Genomic DNA, 18,792 nt, shown 5'->3' with positions numbered 1-18,792 from the left:
ATCAGCGGTCGCTTTCGGAGGAGTCCGGGGAGGCGGGTGGCAGGTCCGGCTCGTCGTGGGAGGGGATGACGTAGAAGGGGAAGACCAGGCTGCGCGGGTTGTTGGTGCCGCGGATCGAGTAGCGGACGTCGATCATCAGCACGCTCGGGTCGGCCCCGGTGGTCACCTCGACGTCCTCGACCTCGATCCGCGGCTCCCAGCGGTCGAGGCTGGCGTGCACCTCGTGCTGGATACGGCCGGCGGTCTGCTCGTTGACGGGGGCGAAGACCAGGTCGTGGATGGCGCAGCCGAACTCCGGCCGCATCGGGCGTTCGCCCGGGGCGGTGGAGAGGATGAGCCGGATGGCCTCCTCCACCTCCTTCTCGCCGCTGACCAGGGCGATGCCTCCGGTGGGCCCGATCCGCAACGGGAACGACCAGCCGGAGCCGACGAACTGCTCTGCCATCAGCCCCGCACCCGCCTCTCGGGGAAGGCCTGCCGCCCGCTCACGGGATCACCATCACGTTCAGTCCGCCCATCGTCATCATGCCCAGGACCGGCACCTGCGGGGCCTCGATCCCCACGGTGATCAGGGAGCTGATCGCGACGGCGGCGTTGCCGCGCAGCGACAGGGCGGCGTTCGCCAGCACGTTCACGGCGGCGGCGTTCACGGAGACCGCGCCCGCCGGGGCCTTGATGTCGACGAGTTCCGCGCTCTGCAGGGACAGCGGCCCCCCGCTCCTGATGCTGAGCGCGCCGCCCGCCTTCAGTGACAGGTTGGCACCGGCCTCGACCGACACCGACCTGCTGCCCTTGATGGAGACGCTGCCCTTGCTGTCCACGGTGATCTCGGTCTGCTGCCGGTCCAGGAAGACGGTCAGCTTGTCGTCGCCGCTGGCCAGCCGGACGCCCTGTTTGCGGCCCCGCTGGTCGAGCAGGTCCATACGGTTGCCGACGCGGTCGGAGACGGTGTGCCGGGTGGCCCGGCCGCGCATGCCGTCGTGCAGCGGCACGTCCTTGACCCTGGTCGGCTTGTCCTTGCCGTTGTAGAGGCCGCCGATGACGTACGCGTGGTCGAGGGCGCCCCGGTCGAAGGCGACGAGCACCTCGTCACCGACGTCCATCGGGAAGACCCCGCCGCCGCGCACCCCGCCCCACTGCACGGTCCGGGTCCAGTCGCTGACGTAGGTGTCGTCCAGCCACGGGAACTTGATCTTCACGCGCCCCTGCTGGAGCGGATCCTGTACGTCGGTGACCAGCGCCTGCGCCACGCTGGGCTGCCGGTCGGCCCCGGCGTCCGAACCACCGCCCGAGGCCACGCCGTACAGCGACCGCCACTGCCGGCCGCTGACCGTCACCCAGGTCTCGTAGTGCTTGGCGTCGCCGAAGACGTGCCGTACCGAGGTGACGGTGTACTTCCCCTCGAAGGGGTCCCCGACGTCCGCGAGCGCCACCGGAACTCCCGGCCGCAGCTTCGGGTTGCCCCGCACCACCACCTCCACCTCGGCGAAGGTCGAGGTGACGTCGTCGGAGAGGGCGTCGGCCGCGTACTTCACCTCGGACTGCTTGTCGTACGGGGTACGCGTCTCGACCAGCTTCGAGGTCTTGAACTCGCCGGCCGCCGCGGCCGGGGTGGTGCCGATGCTGTAGCCGGTGTTGTCGGCGGGGGTCACGGTCGCCGTGAGCGTCTTCTTCGTCCGTACGTCCCAGCCCCGCGACTCGACCTTGTTGACCTGGTCGGAGGCGGTGACCGCGGTACGCAGCCGCAGGATGTCGTGCCGGGCCTCCAGCACGAAGGGGCTCTTGTCGCCGTCGGTCTGCGGCGAGGGCGCCCCGGAGGCGCTCTTCTGCTTCACGAACTGGAACTTGCCGTCCGCGTCCACCGACATGACCATCTCGTTCTCGTCGGCGAGCCGGGCCAGGAAGTCCCAGTCGGTGACGTTCGACTGGGAGATGAACTCGTAGACGGTCTTCGTGGCCTGGATCCGCCCGATCGGCACCCCGTCCTGCGCGGCCAGCTTGCGGGCGATGTCGGAGGCGGTCTGGTTGCGGTAGGCGACCACCCGGCGCTGCCGCATCAGCCGGAAGCCGTAGTCGTAGCCCCGGACCACCGCGTAGCTGCCGGTGCCGTCGTACTCGGCCTCCATCCCGGTGACCTCGCCGGTGAGCAGCGGGTCGCCGGTGCCCTGGCCGTCCGAGACCGGCGTGATCACCACCGGGACGCCGAACTGCACGCCCAGCTTGCCCAGCAGCTTGCGGTCCGGATCCCGGAAGGTCAGCTGGAAGGCCGCGGGCACCCCGACGCCCTGGTCCACGTGGGCGTCGACGAGATAGCGCCCGTACTCCGAGGTCGCGGTCAGCTCCTTGCCGCCGATGACGACCTTGATGACGTTCGAGAAAGCGTGCTTCACCATCAGGACCGCACCTCCTCGGCGGCCGGCAACACCAGTTCCGTCCCCGTGGGCAGCCACCCCGGGTCGTCGATCCCGTTGGCGTCCGCGATCGCCCGCCAGGCGGCCGCGTTGCCGTACTCCCGCCAGGCCAGCGACTGCAGCGAGTCGCCGGCGACGACCCGGTGCACGCGCTGCGCGGTGAGCGCGCCGGACGTCGGGTTCTGTCCCGCGGTCTTGCTCGGGATCTCGTGCAGCTGGAGCCGGCAGCTGGCCCGGATCGGCATCCCGCTGGTCCCGAAGAGGGAGTAGGAGACATCGGCGGAGGCGACGTACGCCGTGAAGTTGGCCGTCGAGAACGAGCCCCACTGGAAGACCACCCAGGGCGGCGACGGCTGCTTGGCCGCGATGCTCTTGCTGGTGACCTCGCAGCAGGCCAGCAGCGACTCCACCTTCTTCATCACGTCGTTGCTGTCCGGGTCGTCGGACCGGTCCAGGAAGATCTCCACGCTCATCTCACGCGGATGGGTGCCGAGGAACTCCGGCAGCGCGCCGTCCCGTTCGATCGGCGCCGCCGACGACTTCCAGTCCGCCCGGCGGGCGATCGACAGCTGCGCCGGGTTGAACTCGAAGCCGAACGTCTTGATGATGCCGCCCGGGCTGGTGCTGGTGCCCACGGGCGGCTCGTGAATCGCGAGGGTGGCCCGCACGAGGCTCTTGCCGGCGCCCCGGCTGCTCCTGGCCATGATCTGATCTGCCTCTCTCGGTCCGCTCGGTCAGCTCTGTCGGCTCTGTCGGCTCTGTCGGCTCAGTCGGTGAAGCCGTGGTGGGCGATCTCCAGTACCTCCGTGGCCACGGACGGACTGCCCGCGTCCAGGGAGGGCCCCTGCCAGCTCACCGGCAGTACGTCCAGCAGCCCCCAGCGGGCCACCTCGGAGCCGTCCGCGCGCAGCGCCGTGATCTGCCCGGTGGGCCGCTCGATCCCCGTCTGCACGGACGAGATCCACTTCGCGACCTTCGAGGTGTCCGGGGTGAGCGGGCGGGTCAGCCGGATGTGGGAGAAGGTGACCCGGGTCGGCAGCTGCCACACGAACCCGTTGTTGCCGCCCTCCTGCCGCTGCTCGATCTCCACCTGCGACGACAGCCCCTCGCACCCGTTGAAGTAACCGAGGTCCTCACCGTCGATGGAGAGGCTGAACCAGACTGTGGTTCCGGGGTCCTGGCGATCCATCGGGGGCCTTTCTGTGGGGTCGGTGCGCGGTCGTCGTGATCGGGAGCGATCAGGGGTGGTCGTAGGTGGTCGGAGGCGGTCAGGATCGGAAGTCGCGGAGCTTTCCCACGCGTTCGCGGTCGCGGCGGAGTTCGGTGCGGACGTGGCGGGTGATCCGGTCGATGATCCGGTGCACGAGGGCGTCCACCTGGAACTCGGTGAGGGCGCGCGGGTCGAAACCGCCGCCCTCGATCGCCGTGTAGCCGGGTGGCTGGTCGTCCGCTGCCGAGGCCGAGGCGGAGTACCCGGGTGGCGGCGGATCGTCGCGGGGCGGTGGCTGCCTGGCCGTCTGGGTCCGGGGAGCCTCGGCACGCGTGGTGCTGATGACCGGCGCCTTCCTCAGCGAGCCCGTGGGGTGGCCGACGGGGAGCGCGGTGGTGAGGGCCTCGCGCTGGACGACGAGGGGGGCGACCGGGAGGGGGGCGGTGGCGGAGATCGGCGCGGTGGGGCGCAGGGGGACGGGCCGGGCGGGAGTGGAGGTGGAGGCCGTGGAGGTGGTGCCGGCCGGCTTGACCGGCAGGGCGGCCTGCGGAGTCGCGGCGCGCTGCACGAAGAGCGGCAGGGCTGCCGTCGGCCCGGTGGGCGGCGGGGTGGGCGGCGGCGTGGTCGCGGGAAGGGGCGACCGCGCGCTGCGCTGTACGGCTGCCGGGACGCTTCCGGGGCCGGGAACGGCGGCCCGCTGCACGAAGGGGGGCAGCGGTGCGGCCACCGCCGACGGGCCCGCCGTGGCGGGGCCGGGAAGAGCGGGGGGCGGTGCCGGTACGGGGCCGGTGGGGGCGGGTTGCGCGCGCTCGGCCGTGGGCGTGGGCGTGACCGCGCCCGCGCCTGCGCCCGTGGGCAGGTTCGGTGCCGATGCCCGCTGGACCGGCAGGGGCGGCGCTGCGGGCACCGGCCGGGACGTGGCGGTCGGTGCTTGCCCGGAAGGACCCGCCGACGGACCACCGGACGAACCGCCCGCCGCCGGCCGCCGCTGCACGGACGGCACAGCCGCCTGACGGCCGACGGACCTCGCGGCAGCCGCACTCGCGGCCGGCCCCGTGAAGGGGGCGCCGAGACCGAGGCGGGGTGAGCCGGGAGCGGTCGCACCGGCACGCTGTACGGAGGCGGACGCGGAGGAAGGGGAAGGGGAAGGGGAAGGGGCAGGGGCAGGGGCAGGGGCAGAGGAGGGGGCAGAAGCTGAGGCAGAAGCGGGCGCGGGCCCGGTCTCCATGGCCGGGGCGGAGGGCGAAGGGACGGAGGACGCCTGGCCGGGTCCCCGCTCACGTGGACCCGGCGACGTCCGCGCATCCGGCACCGCCGCTCCCGGCACGGCAGCGGAGGAAGCCTGCGGGCCCTGCGTCGTCCGCCGCTGTACGGACACCTCGCGGCCACCGCTGCCCGCCGCGCGCGAAAGCGGGGCGCCGAGGCCGGGGCGCGGGGCGTCCGGGGTCGTCGCGGCACGCTGCACGGGAGCCGACGCGGGAGCCGACGCGGGAGCGGGAGCGGCAGCGGGCGTGGCAGCGGGCGTGGCCTGCGCCGTCGAGGTGACGGCCACGGTGTCCCGGCCTGGCTCACCCGGCGCCACCGGCACGGTCCCCGGCTTCGCCGGACGGGGCGCTTCCCGTACGGCATCCGTCGCACCCGTGCGCTCCGTGGCCCTTCGCTGCACGACCGTCTCGGGGCCACCGCTCGCGGCCGGGGAGGCCGAGGGCCGCACGCTCTGCGGGACGGCCGGGGCGGGTGGGACAGGGGGTGTGGCTCGCGGGACGGGCGAAGCGGCGGTGGCGGCCTCGGTGCCGGTGACGGCGTCGGCCCCCGTGCCGCCGGTCGTGGGCGCCGGTGCCGGACTCGCCGCCGTACGGCCGCTTTCCGGCGGCGACGCGGTGTGCCGGGCGGCCGGGTGGTCCGTGCCGGTGCGGCGCTGCACGGAGGGCGTCACGGGGGTGCCGGGCGGTTGCTCCGGGGCCGCCGCCGGGCTGCCGGGCGCGGTCGCAGAGGCCGGCACCCCGCCGCCGCTCACCGCCCGCCGCTGCACAGGGGGCACGGGGGGCACGGAGGTTCGCGCCCCGGCGCCGGGTACGCCGGAAGGCCCGCCGTCACGCGGGGGCGCGGAAGGGGCAGAAGGGGGTGTCGTCGTAGGAGACATGGAGGCCGTACGAGCCGTAGCGGCGGGCAGACCGGCCGCCGAGGCCGTACCGCCACCGCCACCGCCACCGCCGGAGGACGCCCTGACCGGAGCCGGAGCCGCAGCCGGAACTGTCGTGCTCGGCCCAGCCGTTGACGGTCCGGCGCCGGACGACGCGGACCGCTGTACGGCGGCAGGTGCCGGCGTCCTCCCGGAGGCACCGCCCCGAGAGGCGCGCGGGGTCTCGCCGGAGGAGGTACGGCCGTCGCCGTCGCCACGCGGCCGCGACCAGCCCCCGCTCACCGGCACCGGATCCGCGCCGCCGTTCTCGACCGCCCGCTGTACGACCGCGTCCGCCGCCGTCTCGCCGCCGTCGGCTCGGTCGCCCTCGGGCGGTGCCGGCACCGCGCCCTGGGCGGCTGTCACCCTCGGCGCCGACGGCAGCGTGCGCCGCTGCACGGCCGTCACCGAGGTACTCGCCGGCGCCCGCGTCAGCGCGCTGCGGCGCGGCGGGACGGGAGGTGCCGGCGCGACGCGCGGACCGGTGGCCGGCGCCGGAACGACCGGGGTCGGCTGCGGCGCCCACGCCAACGGCACCGCGGTCGAGGCGGCGGCCGTCCGTGTGACCGCCCGCTGGACAGCAGGTATCGCCGACTGGCCCGTGCCCTGCGCGGAGGGCGCCGGTCCCCCGGCCGGGGCGGTCGACGGAGCCGACGGGAGCGCCGGGCTCGGCGCGCTCTTCCCGTTCCGTGCCGCTCCCGCCGTACCCCCCGGCGTCCGGGCGGCCGGCCCGTCACCGCGCCGTCCCGCCGAAGGCACCCGCTGCACCGCGGGCGCCGCCGACCGGGCCGTACCAGCCGGTCCGCCCGGTCCGACCGACCCGGCGGACCTCACGGTCCCGGCCGCCGATCCCACCGATCCCACCGGTCCCACCGATCCGGCCGATCCCACATACCCAGCGGCAGCCGCAGCCACAGACCCAGCAGCGCCGGCGGACCCGGCCGATCCCGCCGGGCCTCCCCCCACCGCGCGCAACGGCACCACCGGTACCGACGCCCTCCGGCCGGCCGTCGGCCCCGGCTGCGTCGCCGGTCCCGTCGGCCCCGCCAACGGCAGTGACTGCACGGGACGTTCGAGGCCGGACCTGGCACCCGCGCCCGCCCCGGGTGTCCCGGTCAGGCCGCCGCCGGCCAGGCGGGCGCTGGACTCGCCGTCCAGGACGGCGTGCGAGCGCGTGGCCGTGAACGAGGGGTTCTGCCAGGTCGGCAGCCGGCCACCGAACCCGGCGTCCGCGACCGGACCGCCCGTTCCCAGCGCACGCTGGATCGGCGGCAGCCCGGACCAGGCCGCCGCCACCACGGGACGCGGCGCCTGCGCGGGAACCTCAGGCGCGTTCCCGGACTCTTCGGCCTCGGTCTCCCGGCCGCGCCCCCGCATCCGATCCCACAGCCCCACCCGTCAGCCCTCCGCCCCTGCGGAGGCCGTCGCCCTGGTCACCAGGGACGCGATCTCCGCCGTGTAGCGGCGGCGATCGGCGTGCTCCAGGTCCAGGATGTCCTCCAGGTTCCAGTGGAAGTGGTAGGCGACGTACGCGATCTCCTCGTGCAGCCGGTCGGTCGCGTACGTCACGATTCCCCCAGGCGGCTCCCGCCGAGTTCCACCTCGAAGGGCTCCGAGCAGTGCGGGCAGTTGACCGCGGCCCTGGTGTGGCCCTCCGCGTTGATCTGACGGTAGAAGTCCTGGAGGAACGCCAGGTCGGAGGCGAACATGTTCTCCACGATCCCGTCGTGGACGAGGGCGAGCGTGCCGAGCCGGGTGATGACCCGGCCCAGCAGCACCACCGACAGGAACGCGGGGTTCTCCTGGACGCGGACGTCCCGCAGCGGGATCAGTTCGTCGCGCGCCGTCGACAGGCGCATCACGCCGTCGCGGTGGACGGTGCCCTGCTCGTCGACGTACCCGCGCGGGAGCTGGAACGGGAACTCCGTGCGCAGCACCTCGACGGGCGTCTGCGGTTGCTGGGGGGCCTGGGGCGCCGGCTCCTCCGGCGCGAGCGGCGCCCCCACTCCCCCGGCCCTGACAGCCGAACGCCTCATTACTCGATGACCAGTTCTTCGAACGTGATGGTCACCGTCTCGGTCAGCGCGGCCGCCTCGCCCGCCTTGACCGTGCTGGTGTCGATCTTGCTGCACCAGGCGTTGCGCAGGTTGTAGCGCTTCACCGGGTTGTTCTCGAAGTCCATCATGATGATGGAGGCGTTCTTGCGGGCCGTGGCCATCTGGCCGTTGATCGACTCGTTGATCCACTGGGTGAACGACGAGGACTGGGTCATACCGCGGACGACCGTGCAGGTGCCGTTCTTCTTCACGCCCGGCAGGTTGCGGACGTGGTTCTTCCCGTCCGGCGTGTTCTGCTGGTAGGTGATGACGTCCTGCTCCATCGTCATGCCGCTGACCTCGGCGAGGTACTCGACCATCACGCCGTCGATCTGCAGGCCGAAATTGTGCGATGTGAGGGCGTCACCCGGCTGGAGACTCATGTGTTACTGCCCGTTCTTCTCGGGATGCCTGTGGAACAAGGGGGTTGGGACCCGGGGGTCCGCTACTCCTGCAGTTCGCCGCTGCCGCTGCTGAACTGGGCCAGCCGGAAGATCACGAACTCGGCGGGCTTGACCGGGGCGATGCCGATCTCGCAGATCACGCGGCCGACGTCGACCGACTCCGGCGGGTTGGTCTCCTCGTCGCACTTGACGTAGTACGCCTCCTCGGGCCGCTGCCCGAACAGGGCGCCGCTGCGCCACTCGTTGACCAGGAACGCGGAGATGTTGCGCCGGATACGGGCCCAGAGGTTGTGGTCGTTGGGCTCGAAGACCACCCACTGGGTGCCGATCAGGATCGACTCCTCCAGGTAGTTGAAGTACCGGCGGATGTTCAGGTAGCGCCAGGCCGGGTCGGAGGACAGGGTGCGGGCGCCCCAGATGCGGATGCCGCGGCCCGGGAAGGCGCGGATGCAGTTCACGCCGATCGGGTTGAGCAGGTCCTGCTCGCCGCGGGTGATCTGGAGCTCCAGGTCGACCGCGCCGCGGATGACCTCGTTCGCGGGGGCCTTGTGGACCCCGCGCTCGGCGTCGTTGCGGGCCCAGACGCCGGCCACGTGACCGGACGGCGGGATCAGCCGGGACTGGCCGGAGGACGGGTCGAAGGTCTTGATCCAGGGGTAGTAGAGGGCCGCGTACTTGGAGTCGTAGCCGGCCGTCTCCTGGCGCCAGACCCGGATCTGGCGGGCGTTGAGGCTGGGCGGCGGGTCGATGACCGCGACCCGGTCGCCCATCAGCTCGCAGTGCGCGATCAGGCCGAGCTGGACCGCCTTGACCTGCTCCAGGTCGATCGCGCCGCGCTGGTAGGCGGCCATCAGGTCGGGCACGGCCACCATGGACACCTCGTCGACGGCCTCCAGGCCGCCGAAGCCGGTGCGGTCGGCCGAGTCGCCGAGGTACTCGGCGGGGCCGGGGTGGGAACCGGCGTCCGCGACGGGGGGCGCGGACGCCGGAGCCGGGGTCGGGGCCACCAGGGCCACCGTCTGGTTGTCCGGACGGGCCAGCTGCGCGGCGGGCGCGGCCTCGGTCACGGTGATGAGCCTGGAGCGCTCCTTGACCTGCGTGACGACGTAGTTGCGGCCGCCCTTCTTCGCGGTCACGTCGAAGGTCTCGGCGGTCTTGCCGCCGTCCTTGACGACCAGCTTGAAGCGTTCGGCGGGGCCCTCGCCCTCCGGGTCGGCGACCTCGACGCTCAGGTCGCCGGAGGCGATGGCGCTGACCGTGAAGGTGCCCAGCTGCTTGGCCTCGCCGGCCGGCAGCGCGGCCGGGGCGGCCGAACCCCGCAGCGCGGCGGGGGACTTGACCTCGCCCTCGGCGCCCTCGGCGGTGCCGCCGACGCGGACGACGTAGGCCGCCGAACCGCCGTTGTTGAAGAAGCCGTAGACGGAGTGCGCGAGGTAGTACCCGTCGGTGAACTCACCGAACGCCGCGACGTACTGCGTCCAGTTGGTCACCAGGGTCGGCTCGTTCAGCGGACCGGTCGGGGCCAGGCCCACGAAGGCCGCCACCGACGTGCCCACCCCCTCGATGGGGCGCGAGCCGCTGGCCACCTCCTCGACGTAGACGCCGGGCGACAGGTAGGACGGCATGCTCTGCTCTCCTCGGGGTACGAGACAGGAACGCTTCCCACCCTCGCGCGCGGGCGTGTGCGCCGAAACGGCCACCGGTACCCGGGCCTGGGCACACCTGTTGCCCCCAAGGGCAGCCCCGGGGGGCAGTAGGGCGCGGTACCTCGCTGGTCACCGGCCCAGGACCGGCTCGAACCCCGTTCGTTCACCGGACCGTTCCGCAACCGCCCCCTTGTGGACCCTTCCTGTTCAGGCATTACCCTGCACGGCCAGGCGGGCTGCGTCCCGTCACGGGCGCCCGCACGCGCCACCAGGACGACGCGGACGGGGCCCCTGGCCCCGCCGGGACGGGAGTGCGCGGGTTGCGGCGGACACGTAAGCCGGTGTCGGGCGACGGCGGTGCGAGCGGAGCCGCGGTGAAGCGCACCGCCCAGGGCGGCGACGGCCTCTCCCGCCGGCCGCCGCTGATGTCGGGGGCGCTGGGCGGGCTCCCGGCCGCCGTCGAGATGCAGAACCTGCAGAGCACGGCGGGCAACGCCGCCGTGGCCGGCCTGGTCGAGGGCACCAGGCCGCCCGCCCCGGCCCGCACCCCGCCGCCCGAGACCACCGCGGCCCCGCAGCAGCGGCCGCTCACGCTTCCCCCGTACCTGAGGGCGATGACCTCGGCGGGTCTGTCCACCGCCACCGGGCTCACCGGCCACCCGTTCGTCGCCGCCGAGGTGACCCGGGCCACCGGCCAGGACGGCGAGGAAGTGGACGCGATCCAGCGGGAGTTGACGGGCCGGCCGGAGACCTTCTACGGCCGCGGCCGGGCCTTCGCGGTACGCGGGACGAACGGGGCGTCGTACGACGTCACCGTCGCCATCAGGCCGCGGGACGAGGAGGACGCGGCCGCGCTGTCGTTCGCGGACAGCGCCCAGGGCGAGGACGCCGACACCAAGGTCGACCACCTGCACAACTCGGCGGGCACGGTGGCCGCCGACACGGTCCGCACCCGCCGGTGGGGCGGCAGCGCCTCCGGCACCGTCCTGGTCCCCACGCCCACGCCCGGTGTCCTGGGCGGTGCCCAGCTCGCCGCCGGAGCCGCCCTGACCTCCACCCAGGACAGCCATTCCAACCGCACCGTGTCCGAGCCCCGGACCTTCCGCAGCGGCGGCGGCACGGTCACCGCCCGGCGCCGGGTGAGCTATGTCGTGCGGATCAAACAGCACGGCGCCCGGGGCCGGCAGGTCACCAGCGGCGACGGCAGCCTCGTCATGCGCGTCCCGCACGAGCACCTGGTGCCGCACGGCACCGCACGGCCGGTCCCCGGGCCCGAGCTGAGCGAGGAGCAGGCCACCTCCGTACGGCAGGCCGGGTCCATGGCGGCGCTGGCCGTGGAGGATCCCGGTGGCCCGCACGGCGGCGGAGGCGGGCTGTTCGACACGGTCGCCTCCGTGCTCGCGCCGTCGGTGACCGCGCCCGGCGCGCCCGGCCGGGCCCGGCTGTTCCAGGCCACCGCCGGCACGACCGTGCTGCAGGACCTGCCCCGGCTGCTCACGGGCTGGGTGCCCGGCGAGGACCTGCCGGGCAAGGACGGCAGTGCGGCGAGCGCGTACCGGATGCGCGCCGACATCGTGTCCCTGACCCCCGGCTGGGGTGCGGGGCAGACCCAGCTGCGCACCCACCAGCAGAGCGCGCACGGCGCGGGCCGCACCGCGTCGAAGGGCGCGAGCGGTCTGTTCGGGGCCGGTCCCGCGGTCGCCGTCGGCGTCCCGGGGGCACCACCGGTCGCCCGGTTCCAGGGCATGGGCTCCGTGGCTCTGAAGAACGCCCGGTTCTCGTCGTCCGACCAGAGCGTGGCCACCCGCAAGGGCGCCGAGATCCGCGGTGACAAGGTGCTCTACCTCGGCCGGGTCCGGCTGACCGTGCAGGGCCTGGGGCCCGCGTCCCCCGCGCAGCGGCTGCATCCCGCGCAGCGCACCGCCGAGCACACCCTGGACAGCTGGGTCAGCCTGAGCGCCCAGGAGGCCCAGCACATCGGGCTGCCGCTGCCGGAGGGCGTCCGGGCGGACCCGCTGCGCCGCAAGCCCACCGAGACCGCGCCCGACGGGACCGAGCGCGAGGTCGAACGCCGTCTGCCGTTCGGCGCCGTCGGCAACAGCGTCTCCCTCACCCACCTGGACGTGCGCCCCCTCGTCGAGGCGCTGGAGCGGCTGTTCGCCTCGCAGCCCGAACTGGCCGGCTATCTCCCGGACTTCGACACCGGCGACCGGCCGCAGGGGAGGATCCCGGAACCGGAGGAGGCCGAGGCGCGCATGCGCAACTACCGCGAGCTGGTCACCGTGCTCTCGGAGACCAACCTGCGGGCGAAGAAGAACCAGCTGCTGGGCGCCGGCGTCCCGGTGCGGCTGCGCCGGAAGTCCACGCTGCGCTCCCACGACGTGCAGGTCCGGGTGCGCGGGCGGATCGGCGAGCTCAGCTATCTCGGCGACACCGACAACTGGCTGGTACGCAGCAGTTCGGGCGTCGCCTCCGGCGGACAGACCGGCCGCGCCACCGCCCGCCGGGCCGGTGTGCAGGGCAGCGCCAACGTCACGCCGCTGCCGGGCGCGCTGTCCTTCGGCGTCACCGCCAACGCCGCGGTGGAGAGCGCGCGCCGGGTCCAGGGCGGGCCCGCGGTCCGCGGTGACTCGCTCAACAGCGGTGACGTGCGGACGAGTACGTTCGGCACCCGGCTGATGCTCGACGCGAAGATCACCATGACCACCCGGGAGCGCACCCTGAAACGCTCCCTCACCCCCGGCAGTCGGGGCCGCGAACAGCCCGAGGCCCGCGCCGTCGCCTCGCTGGGCGACCTCGACGCCGCCGTACCGCAGCACTTCGACGGGACCGCGGAGGGACAGGACGTGGAGCTGAGCACGCCCGCCGCGCTGACCGTGGGCGAGGGCGAGCACCGCAGGACGGCCGCCCGGCGGTCCAGGCCGGCCAGGTTCCACCTCGCCTCCCAGGCCACCGGCATCCACGACCTGCTCACCCGGCCGCCCGGTGCGGACACCGAACGGCAGGTACGGGACTGGGACTTCGTGGAGACCGTCGGCGACGGCAGGCAGTTGCAGCAACTCGCCTTCCGGCTGCTCGCCCTGGCCGCGCGCAAGGGCGACCGGGACAAGCCGGGTGACACCGCGTACCAGGCGGAGGGCCTCGCCCCGCGCCTCGCGCTGGAGGAGCGGCTCGGTCCGGAGTCCGTCACCGCGGCCCTGCGGCAGGCGACCCGCACCGGCTGGGTGGTCGGCGACCTGCGGCACGCCCGGCGCGCGGCCGCGCTGAACGGCGCCGTCGGCACCCGGCTGGCCCTCACCGGCCCACGGGTCCTGCACCGCAGGCCGGAGCAGAGCGGGGCGGGCGGGGCGGGCGTCGAGAACATGGTCCTGGGCGGCCATCAGGCGTCGGGGCAGCACGCGTCGACGAAGAGCAAGGCGGTGACCTTCAACGGCACCGGGTCGGAGCGCGGCTCGGGGTGGTCACTGGCCCAGAGCGTGTCGCCCGGCTTCGGGCAGGCGACGACCACGACCGACACGGCGGCGACCGGCGGCACGATCGAACGCAACTCCGTCCATCCGCGCTCCCGGCCGCTCTACCTCGTCCAGTGCGACCTGTCCGCGTGGATGGTGGCCGAGGTCGCGGTGAACGGCCGCGGCCCGTACGCGATGTCGCAGCGGCTGACGGTGCCGGGCGCCGTCGGACTCTGGCTCACCGAGCAGCAGCTGCGCAAGGCGGGCCTGCGGACGCCGGAGGAACGCGCCCGGGAGCAGGAGCAGGCGCTCGCGGAGACCGCGGCCAGGTGGCGGCCGACGCCGAGCGACCGGGCGGCGGTCACCGCCGACCCGGCCCCGGAGCCCGCACCGCGCCAGGCCATGTCGGAAAAGGCAAGAGGCAAACTCCCGGACCCGACGGCGGCCGAACTCGCGGGGCGGACGGCGGGCTCGGGGAGCCGGGATGTCGGTGGGCAGGAGCAGCAGGAGCGCGAGGCGCGCCAGGCGCGGCAGGCTCGGCAAGAGCGGCAGGTCGCTCCGCCCGTGCCGTCGCGGGACGTGTCCGGGGTACCGGCGCTCGCCGCGCATCTCCCGCTCGGGGCCGGTCTGGTCGACGGCATGCCCGACTTCGTGCCGCTGCTCGGACGGCTGCGGGCGGCCGTACGGGACCGGGCGCTGGCGGCGGACCTCCTGCCGGACCGGGTGCTGGACGACCGGTTCGAGAACGTGCAGCGGCTGCTGCGGGTGCTGGACCAGGACGGCTCGGTGGGTCTGCTCGCCGGCGCCATGGACGGCGGCGTCCCCGTCGAGCTGCTGCGGAACAGCTCCGTCCCCGGCCGCCGGGCCACGTCGTACTGGGCCGTCTTCCACATCCGCCGGACCGGGCCCGGCACGGTCGCCGGGCCGTCCGGAAACGACCGGGAGATGGAGTTCGCGACCGTCGGCTACAGCCAGCGTGCGACCGGCACCCAGGAGAGCCTCACCAGCGGCGTCGACGTCTCGCTGACCGGGGCCGGCAAGCCGCACGACGACCTGGTCGGCAGCGCGGGCGCCGTCGCGGGCCCCGGCGCCGGGAAGACCACGTCGAGCAGGCGGGCCGCGTCGACCCGGACGCAGACCGGGCTGCGCACCATCGTGGACACCGAGGCCGACTCGGTGCAGATGACGGTCCCCTTCCAGGCGGAACTCGAACTGCGCTCCGCCGACGGCCGGCTGGCGTCCGTGACCCTCGACGGGTCCTTGCTGCACCGGATGCTGGACAACGACCTCAAGGCCCTGGCCCGCGCCCGGCCGGAGCGCGCCGCGGAACCCGCCCGGGGCAGCGCGGCCCCGGTGCGCGACGCCACCGCGGCCGCCCTGGCCGCATGGCGCGCGGACGGCGCCCGGCTGCCCCTGGAGGCCCAGGTCAACGGCTTCCGGGGGGCACCGCAGATACGGGAGCTGATCGGCCGGGCCATGGCGCAGGCGCACGCGGGCACCGGCCTCCGGAAGGCCGGTGACGCCGCGCACTACGCACAGCGGGAGGCGGTGTCCACCGAGTGGCTCACGGCGGCGTTGCCGCTCCTGGTGTCGGCCGGTGCGCAGCTGCCGCCGGTGCATGTGTCCGGTCTGGAGGGCCAGGACATCGACTGCTCCCTGCACGCGCGGCTGCGCGACGGCGAGATCCTCGGCAGCGGCGACAAGATGACCTTCGAGACGGTCGCGCAGAGCGGACCCGAGGGGCGCCCGGCCGCCGCCGACGCACAGCACGCCTCCCACCACGGCCGTTCCGCGCGGTTCATGGGCGGAGAGGGCCCGGTCCGCGCCGACTACTCGGGCATGAACAGCATCCCGGGCACGTACGGCCGCGACGGCGGCCCCACCGACGCCGCGGCCAACGCCTCCGGCACGGTGCCGCTGCAGAAGCCGAAGGCCGCGTCGACGCTGGTGCAGTTCACCCTCCAGGTCAGGGCCGTCGCCCGGGTGCGGCACCGGCACAGCGGGGCGCTGCGGGATCCGGCGCGGGCGGTCGGCGTGCAGGACCACACCCTCACCTACCCGGTGGTGATCCGGATGCCCGAACCGGCCGTACGGCGCATGGCGGCCGCCGCTCCGGGCGGGCACGCGCCGGCCGACCCGCACCGCGTACTGGCCGCGGCGGACGGAGAGTCCTGAGGACATTGCCCCCGAGACTGCCCGAACGCCCCTTGCCCGCCCCGGCCCGGAGCTCGTAGTTGTGGTCGAGGGTCCGTCGCCGAAAGGTAGTTCATGCACGCACAGGAGGAACACGACCAGGCCGGCCGCCCGCAGGCCGCCCGTCGCCCGGCGGCCCGGGACACGTCCGCCGGCGCGGACCGTACGGTCGCGACCGGCACCGCGGCCGGGCTGCTCGCTCTCCAGCGGACGGCGGGCAACGCGGCGGTGGCCCGCACCGTCGAGGCGTCCCGCCACCGGCACGACGCGGGGTGCGGTCATCTGCCCGCGGTGCAGCGGCAGACGGCCGGCGAGGAACGCCACGAACACGACGCGGCCTGCGGTCACACGCCGACGGTGCAGCGCCGGGCCCTGGTCCACAAGGTGATCGAGTCGCCCGGCCAGAACATGGACCCGACGCTGCAGTCGGAGATGGAGACACGTTTCGACGGCGCGGACTTCAGCGGCGTGCGGGTGCACACGGGGTCCCTGGCCCGGGAGTCGGCGAGGGAACTCGGCGCCAAGGTGTACACCACGGGCCCCAACATCGTGGTCGGCGACACCATGACGAAGGAGGACTGGGCCCACGAACTGACCCACTACGAGGACCAGTCGAAGGGTTCCGTGCCCGGTACGGACACCGGCGACGGGTTCAGCATGTCCGACGTGAACGACTCCGGCGAACAGCACGCGGTGAACAAGGCACGGCGGGTGATGAGCGGTCCGGTGCCCCCGGTGCAGCGGATCCCCGCGGCGACGGCGGCGTCCGCCGCGCCCGCGGCCACCGGCGCCGTGCAGCGGGTCACCGCCGTGCAGCGGGTCACCCAACTGGCCGTGCAGCAGGGGCCGTCCTGCTGGCTCTACGTGCTGGAGGCCATCGCCGAGCATCACGGACTGCCCATCCAGGCACTGTCCGTGGCGATGCGGGCCTACCCCACCTTGGCGGACCGCGACGAACGCCAGCGGGAGGAGAAGCAGAAGGGGAACAAGATCGAGGGGCGCCGGCTCGCGGTCATCATGACGGCCGAGGCGCTGGACTCCATGGTGCGCAAGCTCGACAACTGGCGCGCGCACCACGATCAGGCCGTCACGGACATCACCCGCGACGAGGTCGCCCTGTTCGCCCGCCGGTCCATGGGGGCGGAGACCTCGCTCGACAAGCTGGTCTTCCAGAACGGCAGCGCGCAGTTCGCCTCGATCCGCGACGTCTACGCCAAGGCCTCCGACCGCGCCAAGACGCTGATCCAGAAGGTCGGCGCGCCGGGCGACGAGGTGAGCAAGCTCCTCGACACCGCCCCCGCCCACATCGACGCGAGCCAGAGCCTCGATGACGTGCGCCTTGCCATGGAGAACCAGAGCCTGCCCTGTTACGCCGGTATCAGGCGACGGTTCAAGCTGGACAAGGACGACGACAGGTCCGCCTCGGTCATCGACCTGACCAGCCGGAAGTCGAAGGACATGGAGAGCACGGTCCACGCCGTCCTGATCGACTCCTACGACAGCTCGGCCCGGGTCGTCACCTACAAGGACCCCAACTACGGGAACGTCTCGCTGAAGGTGACCCTCTACCAGCTCCGGGCGATGGCCGGCAACAGCTCGCAGAGCATGACCCTGCGGCCCTACTCGACCGGCCCGCGCGCGCGGCCGGGCCTCGACGACCTGGCGGACTGACCGCCGCCACTCTGCCCCGCCGGTCACACGATGTGCCCCAAAACCTCCTGACCGGCGCGGGCGGCCACCCCTAGCGTGACGGCGTGAGCCTGTGGACTTCCCTGGAACCCGCCTCCGCGACCGTCGATCCGGGCGCCTCGACGCGCGTGCGCCTGCGGCTGCGCAACACCGGCGACGTCGTCGACGAGTACCGCTTCGAACCGGTGGGCCCCGTCGCCCCCTGGACGACCGTGGAGCCGCAGACGCTCCGGCTCTACCCGGGGACAACCGGCACGGTGGACCTGACGTTCGCACCGCCCCGCACCCCGGACGCGACGGCCGGCCCGAACCCGTACGCGGTCCGCATCACGCCCACCGAGCACCCCGAGGCGGTCACCGTCCCCGAGGGCAACCTCACCATCACCCCGTTCACCGAACTGCGCGCCGAACTCGTCCCGCCCACCGTCAAGGGCCGCTTCCGGGGCCGCCCCAAGCTGGCCATCGACAACCTCGGCAACACCAAGCTCACCGCCTCGGTCAGCGGCAGCGACAACGGCGACCAGCTCGCCTACGACCTCCACCCCAGCAACGTCCAGATCGAACCGGGCCGCGCCGCCTTCGTCGACGCCACTCTGAAGCCCCGGAAGATCATCTGGTTCGGACCGAAGGAACAGCGGCCGTACCGGCTCACCGTGCAACGGTCGGGGGTGAAGCCGGAGCCCGTCGAGGGGACGTACATCCAGCGCGGCTTCCTGCCCCGCTGGCTGGCCACCTTCTTCGGCACCCTGCTGGCCCTCGCCATCACCTTCGCCCTGATCTGGTTCAACTACCGGCCCCACGTGCAGAGCCTCGCCCAGGAACAGCCGCAGGAGGCCGGGGTCAGCAGCATCGCCCCCAGCCCCTCGACGACCCCGACCCCGCCCCCGGCGCCCACCGACACCCCCGCCGCCGCACCGGCCGCCGCGCCGACCACCGAGGCGGCGGACAACGGCGGTGGAGGGGGCGGCGGAGGCGGCGGGGGTGGCGGCGCGACGGCCACCGTCACCGCCAAGCCGAAGCAGGACACGGCCGCGACTGCCGTGAACCGGCTCGCCGCCGCCGACCCGGGCGGCCGGCACATCTGCTACCGCGCCTACGTCCAGGGCGCCGGCTGGTCGAAGCCCGTCTGCGACGGCACCATCGCCGGCACCGTCGGCAAGAACACGCCGATCAAGGCCCTCAACGTCGCGGTGTACGGCGTCGACGGCTCCGCGGGCAACTCCTTCGTCTACGACTCCCAGTCCACCAACGGGCAGGGCAAGTGGCAGACCTGGACGGCGGTCGTCGCCGACGGCAAGGACAACTACATCGGCAGTACCAAGGCGGCCGATCCGTACCTGGAGACCTTCACCCTCAACGTCGGCAACGGCCAGGTCTGCGGCTACGCCCACGTCCACAACGTGGGCTGGGGCAACCAGGCGTGCAGCGACGCCCGTCCCGCCCTGCTCACCCTGGGCACCTGGGACAACACGCTCTGGCTCGAAGCCTTCAAACTGACGGTGTGAACCC

General features: G+C 73.8%; 13 protein-coding genes. 4 read left to right on the top strand and 9 right to left on the bottom strand.

All coding sequences use genetic code 11. From position 1 onward, the window contains the following. Position 1: 1 nt before the first annotated feature. The 5 genes from IEZ11_RS13760 to IEZ11_RS13740 all read right to left on the bottom strand — a co-directional run bounded on the left by IEZ11_RS13760 (position 2) and on the right by IEZ11_RS13740 (position 4,528). Positions 2-445: a GPW/gp25 family protein gene (locus IEZ11_RS13760; protein WP_181806072.1), complete on the bottom strand. Its 444-nt coding sequence runs from the start codon at positions 443-445 to the stop codon at positions 2-4. A gap of 40 nt (positions 446-485) precedes the next feature. Next, on the bottom strand, positions 486-2,393 hold the full coding sequence (locus IEZ11_RS13755; RefSeq protein ID WP_189262975.1) for a VgrG-related protein: 1,908 nt from the start codon (positions 2,391-2,393) through the stop codon (positions 486-488). Further along, complete coding sequence (locus tag IEZ11_RS13750; protein WP_189262974.1) at positions 2,393-3,115, bottom strand: CIS tube protein; 723 nt, start codon at positions 3,113-3,115, stop codon at positions 2,393-2,395. The genes IEZ11_RS13755 and IEZ11_RS13750 overlap by 1 nt, the downstream gene beginning before the upstream one ends. Before the next feature lie 62 nt (positions 3,116-3,177). Beyond that, positions 3,178-3,600 (bottom strand): phage tail protein, encoded by a 423-nt coding sequence (locus tag IEZ11_RS13745; protein WP_089100302.1) that lies wholly within the window; start codon positions 3,598-3,600, stop codon positions 3,178-3,180. A gap of 79 nt (positions 3,601-3,679) precedes the next feature. Beyond that, entirely contained in the window at positions 3,680-4,528 is an 849-nt protein-coding gene (locus IEZ11_RS13740) for a hypothetical protein (RefSeq protein WP_189262973.1), read from the bottom strand. Between the two features lie 604 nt (positions 4,529-5,132). On the opposite strand from IEZ11_RS13740, the gene IEZ11_RS13735 reads away from it, so the two are divergent. Beyond that, the gene (locus IEZ11_RS13735) at positions 5,133-7,265 is read left to right on the top strand and encodes a hypothetical protein (protein ID WP_189262972.1); all 2,133 of its coding nucleotides are present in this window, start codon (positions 5,133-5,135) and stop codon (positions 7,263-7,265) included. Here the strand turns inward: IEZ11_RS13735 and IEZ11_RS13730 are convergent. From IEZ11_RS13730 to IEZ11_RS13715, 4 genes are all read right to left on the bottom strand, one after another. Further along, entirely contained in the window at positions 7,202-7,372 is a 171-nt protein-coding gene (locus IEZ11_RS13730; protein WP_181808453.1) for a DUF6760 family protein, read from the bottom strand. The genes IEZ11_RS13735 and IEZ11_RS13730 overlap by 64 nt on opposite strands. Beyond that, complete coding sequence (locus tag IEZ11_RS13725; protein WP_189262971.1) at positions 7,369-7,839, bottom strand: hypothetical protein; 471 nt, start codon at positions 7,837-7,839, stop codon at positions 7,369-7,371. The genes IEZ11_RS13730 and IEZ11_RS13725 overlap by 4 nt, the downstream gene beginning before the upstream one ends. Next, complete coding sequence (locus IEZ11_RS13720; RefSeq protein ID WP_189262970.1) at positions 7,839-8,282, bottom strand: phage tail protein; 444 nt, start codon at positions 8,280-8,282, stop codon at positions 7,839-7,841. The genes IEZ11_RS13725 and IEZ11_RS13720 overlap by 1 nt, the downstream gene beginning before the upstream one ends. A gap of 62 nt (positions 8,283-8,344) precedes the next feature. Then, positions 8,345-9,928 carry a phage tail sheath subtilisin-like domain-containing protein gene (locus IEZ11_RS13715; RefSeq protein ID WP_189262969.1) on the bottom strand — a complete coding sequence of 528 codons (1,584 nt, stop codon included), beginning with the start codon at positions 9,926-9,928 and terminating at the stop codon, positions 8,345-8,347. Positions 9,929-10,323: 395 nt separating this feature from the next. Here IEZ11_RS13715 and IEZ11_RS13710 point away from each other — a divergent pair, with 395 nt between their 5' ends. The 3 genes from IEZ11_RS13710 (at position 10,324) to IEZ11_RS13700 (ending at position 18,788) form a co-directional block, all read left to right on the top strand. Further along, positions 10,324-15,576: a hypothetical protein gene (locus IEZ11_RS13710; protein ID WP_189262968.1), complete on the top strand. Its 5,253-nt coding sequence runs from the start codon at positions 10,324-10,326 to the stop codon at positions 15,574-15,576. A 93-nt stretch (positions 15,577-15,669) separates the two neighbouring features. Then, the gene (locus tag IEZ11_RS13705; protein WP_189262967.1) at positions 15,670-17,265 is read left to right on the top strand and encodes an eCIS core domain-containing protein; all 1,596 of its coding nucleotides are present in this window, start codon (positions 15,670-15,672) and stop codon (positions 17,263-17,265) included. Positions 17,266-17,348: 83 nt separating this feature from the next. Further along, complete coding sequence (locus IEZ11_RS13700) at positions 17,349-18,788, top strand: hydrolase (RefSeq protein WP_189262966.1); 1,440 nt, start codon at positions 17,349-17,351, stop codon at positions 18,786-18,788. Positions 18,789-18,792 lie beyond the last annotated feature (4 nt).

It is taken from the genome of Streptomyces fuscichromogenes (assembly GCF_014645815.1).
Lineage (GTDB): Bacteria > Actinomycetota > Actinomycetes > Streptomycetales > Streptomycetaceae > Streptomyces > Streptomyces fuscichromogenes.
Note: the sequence above shows the minus strand (reverse complement) of the source record. Positions and strands in the feature narration are given on the sequence as shown.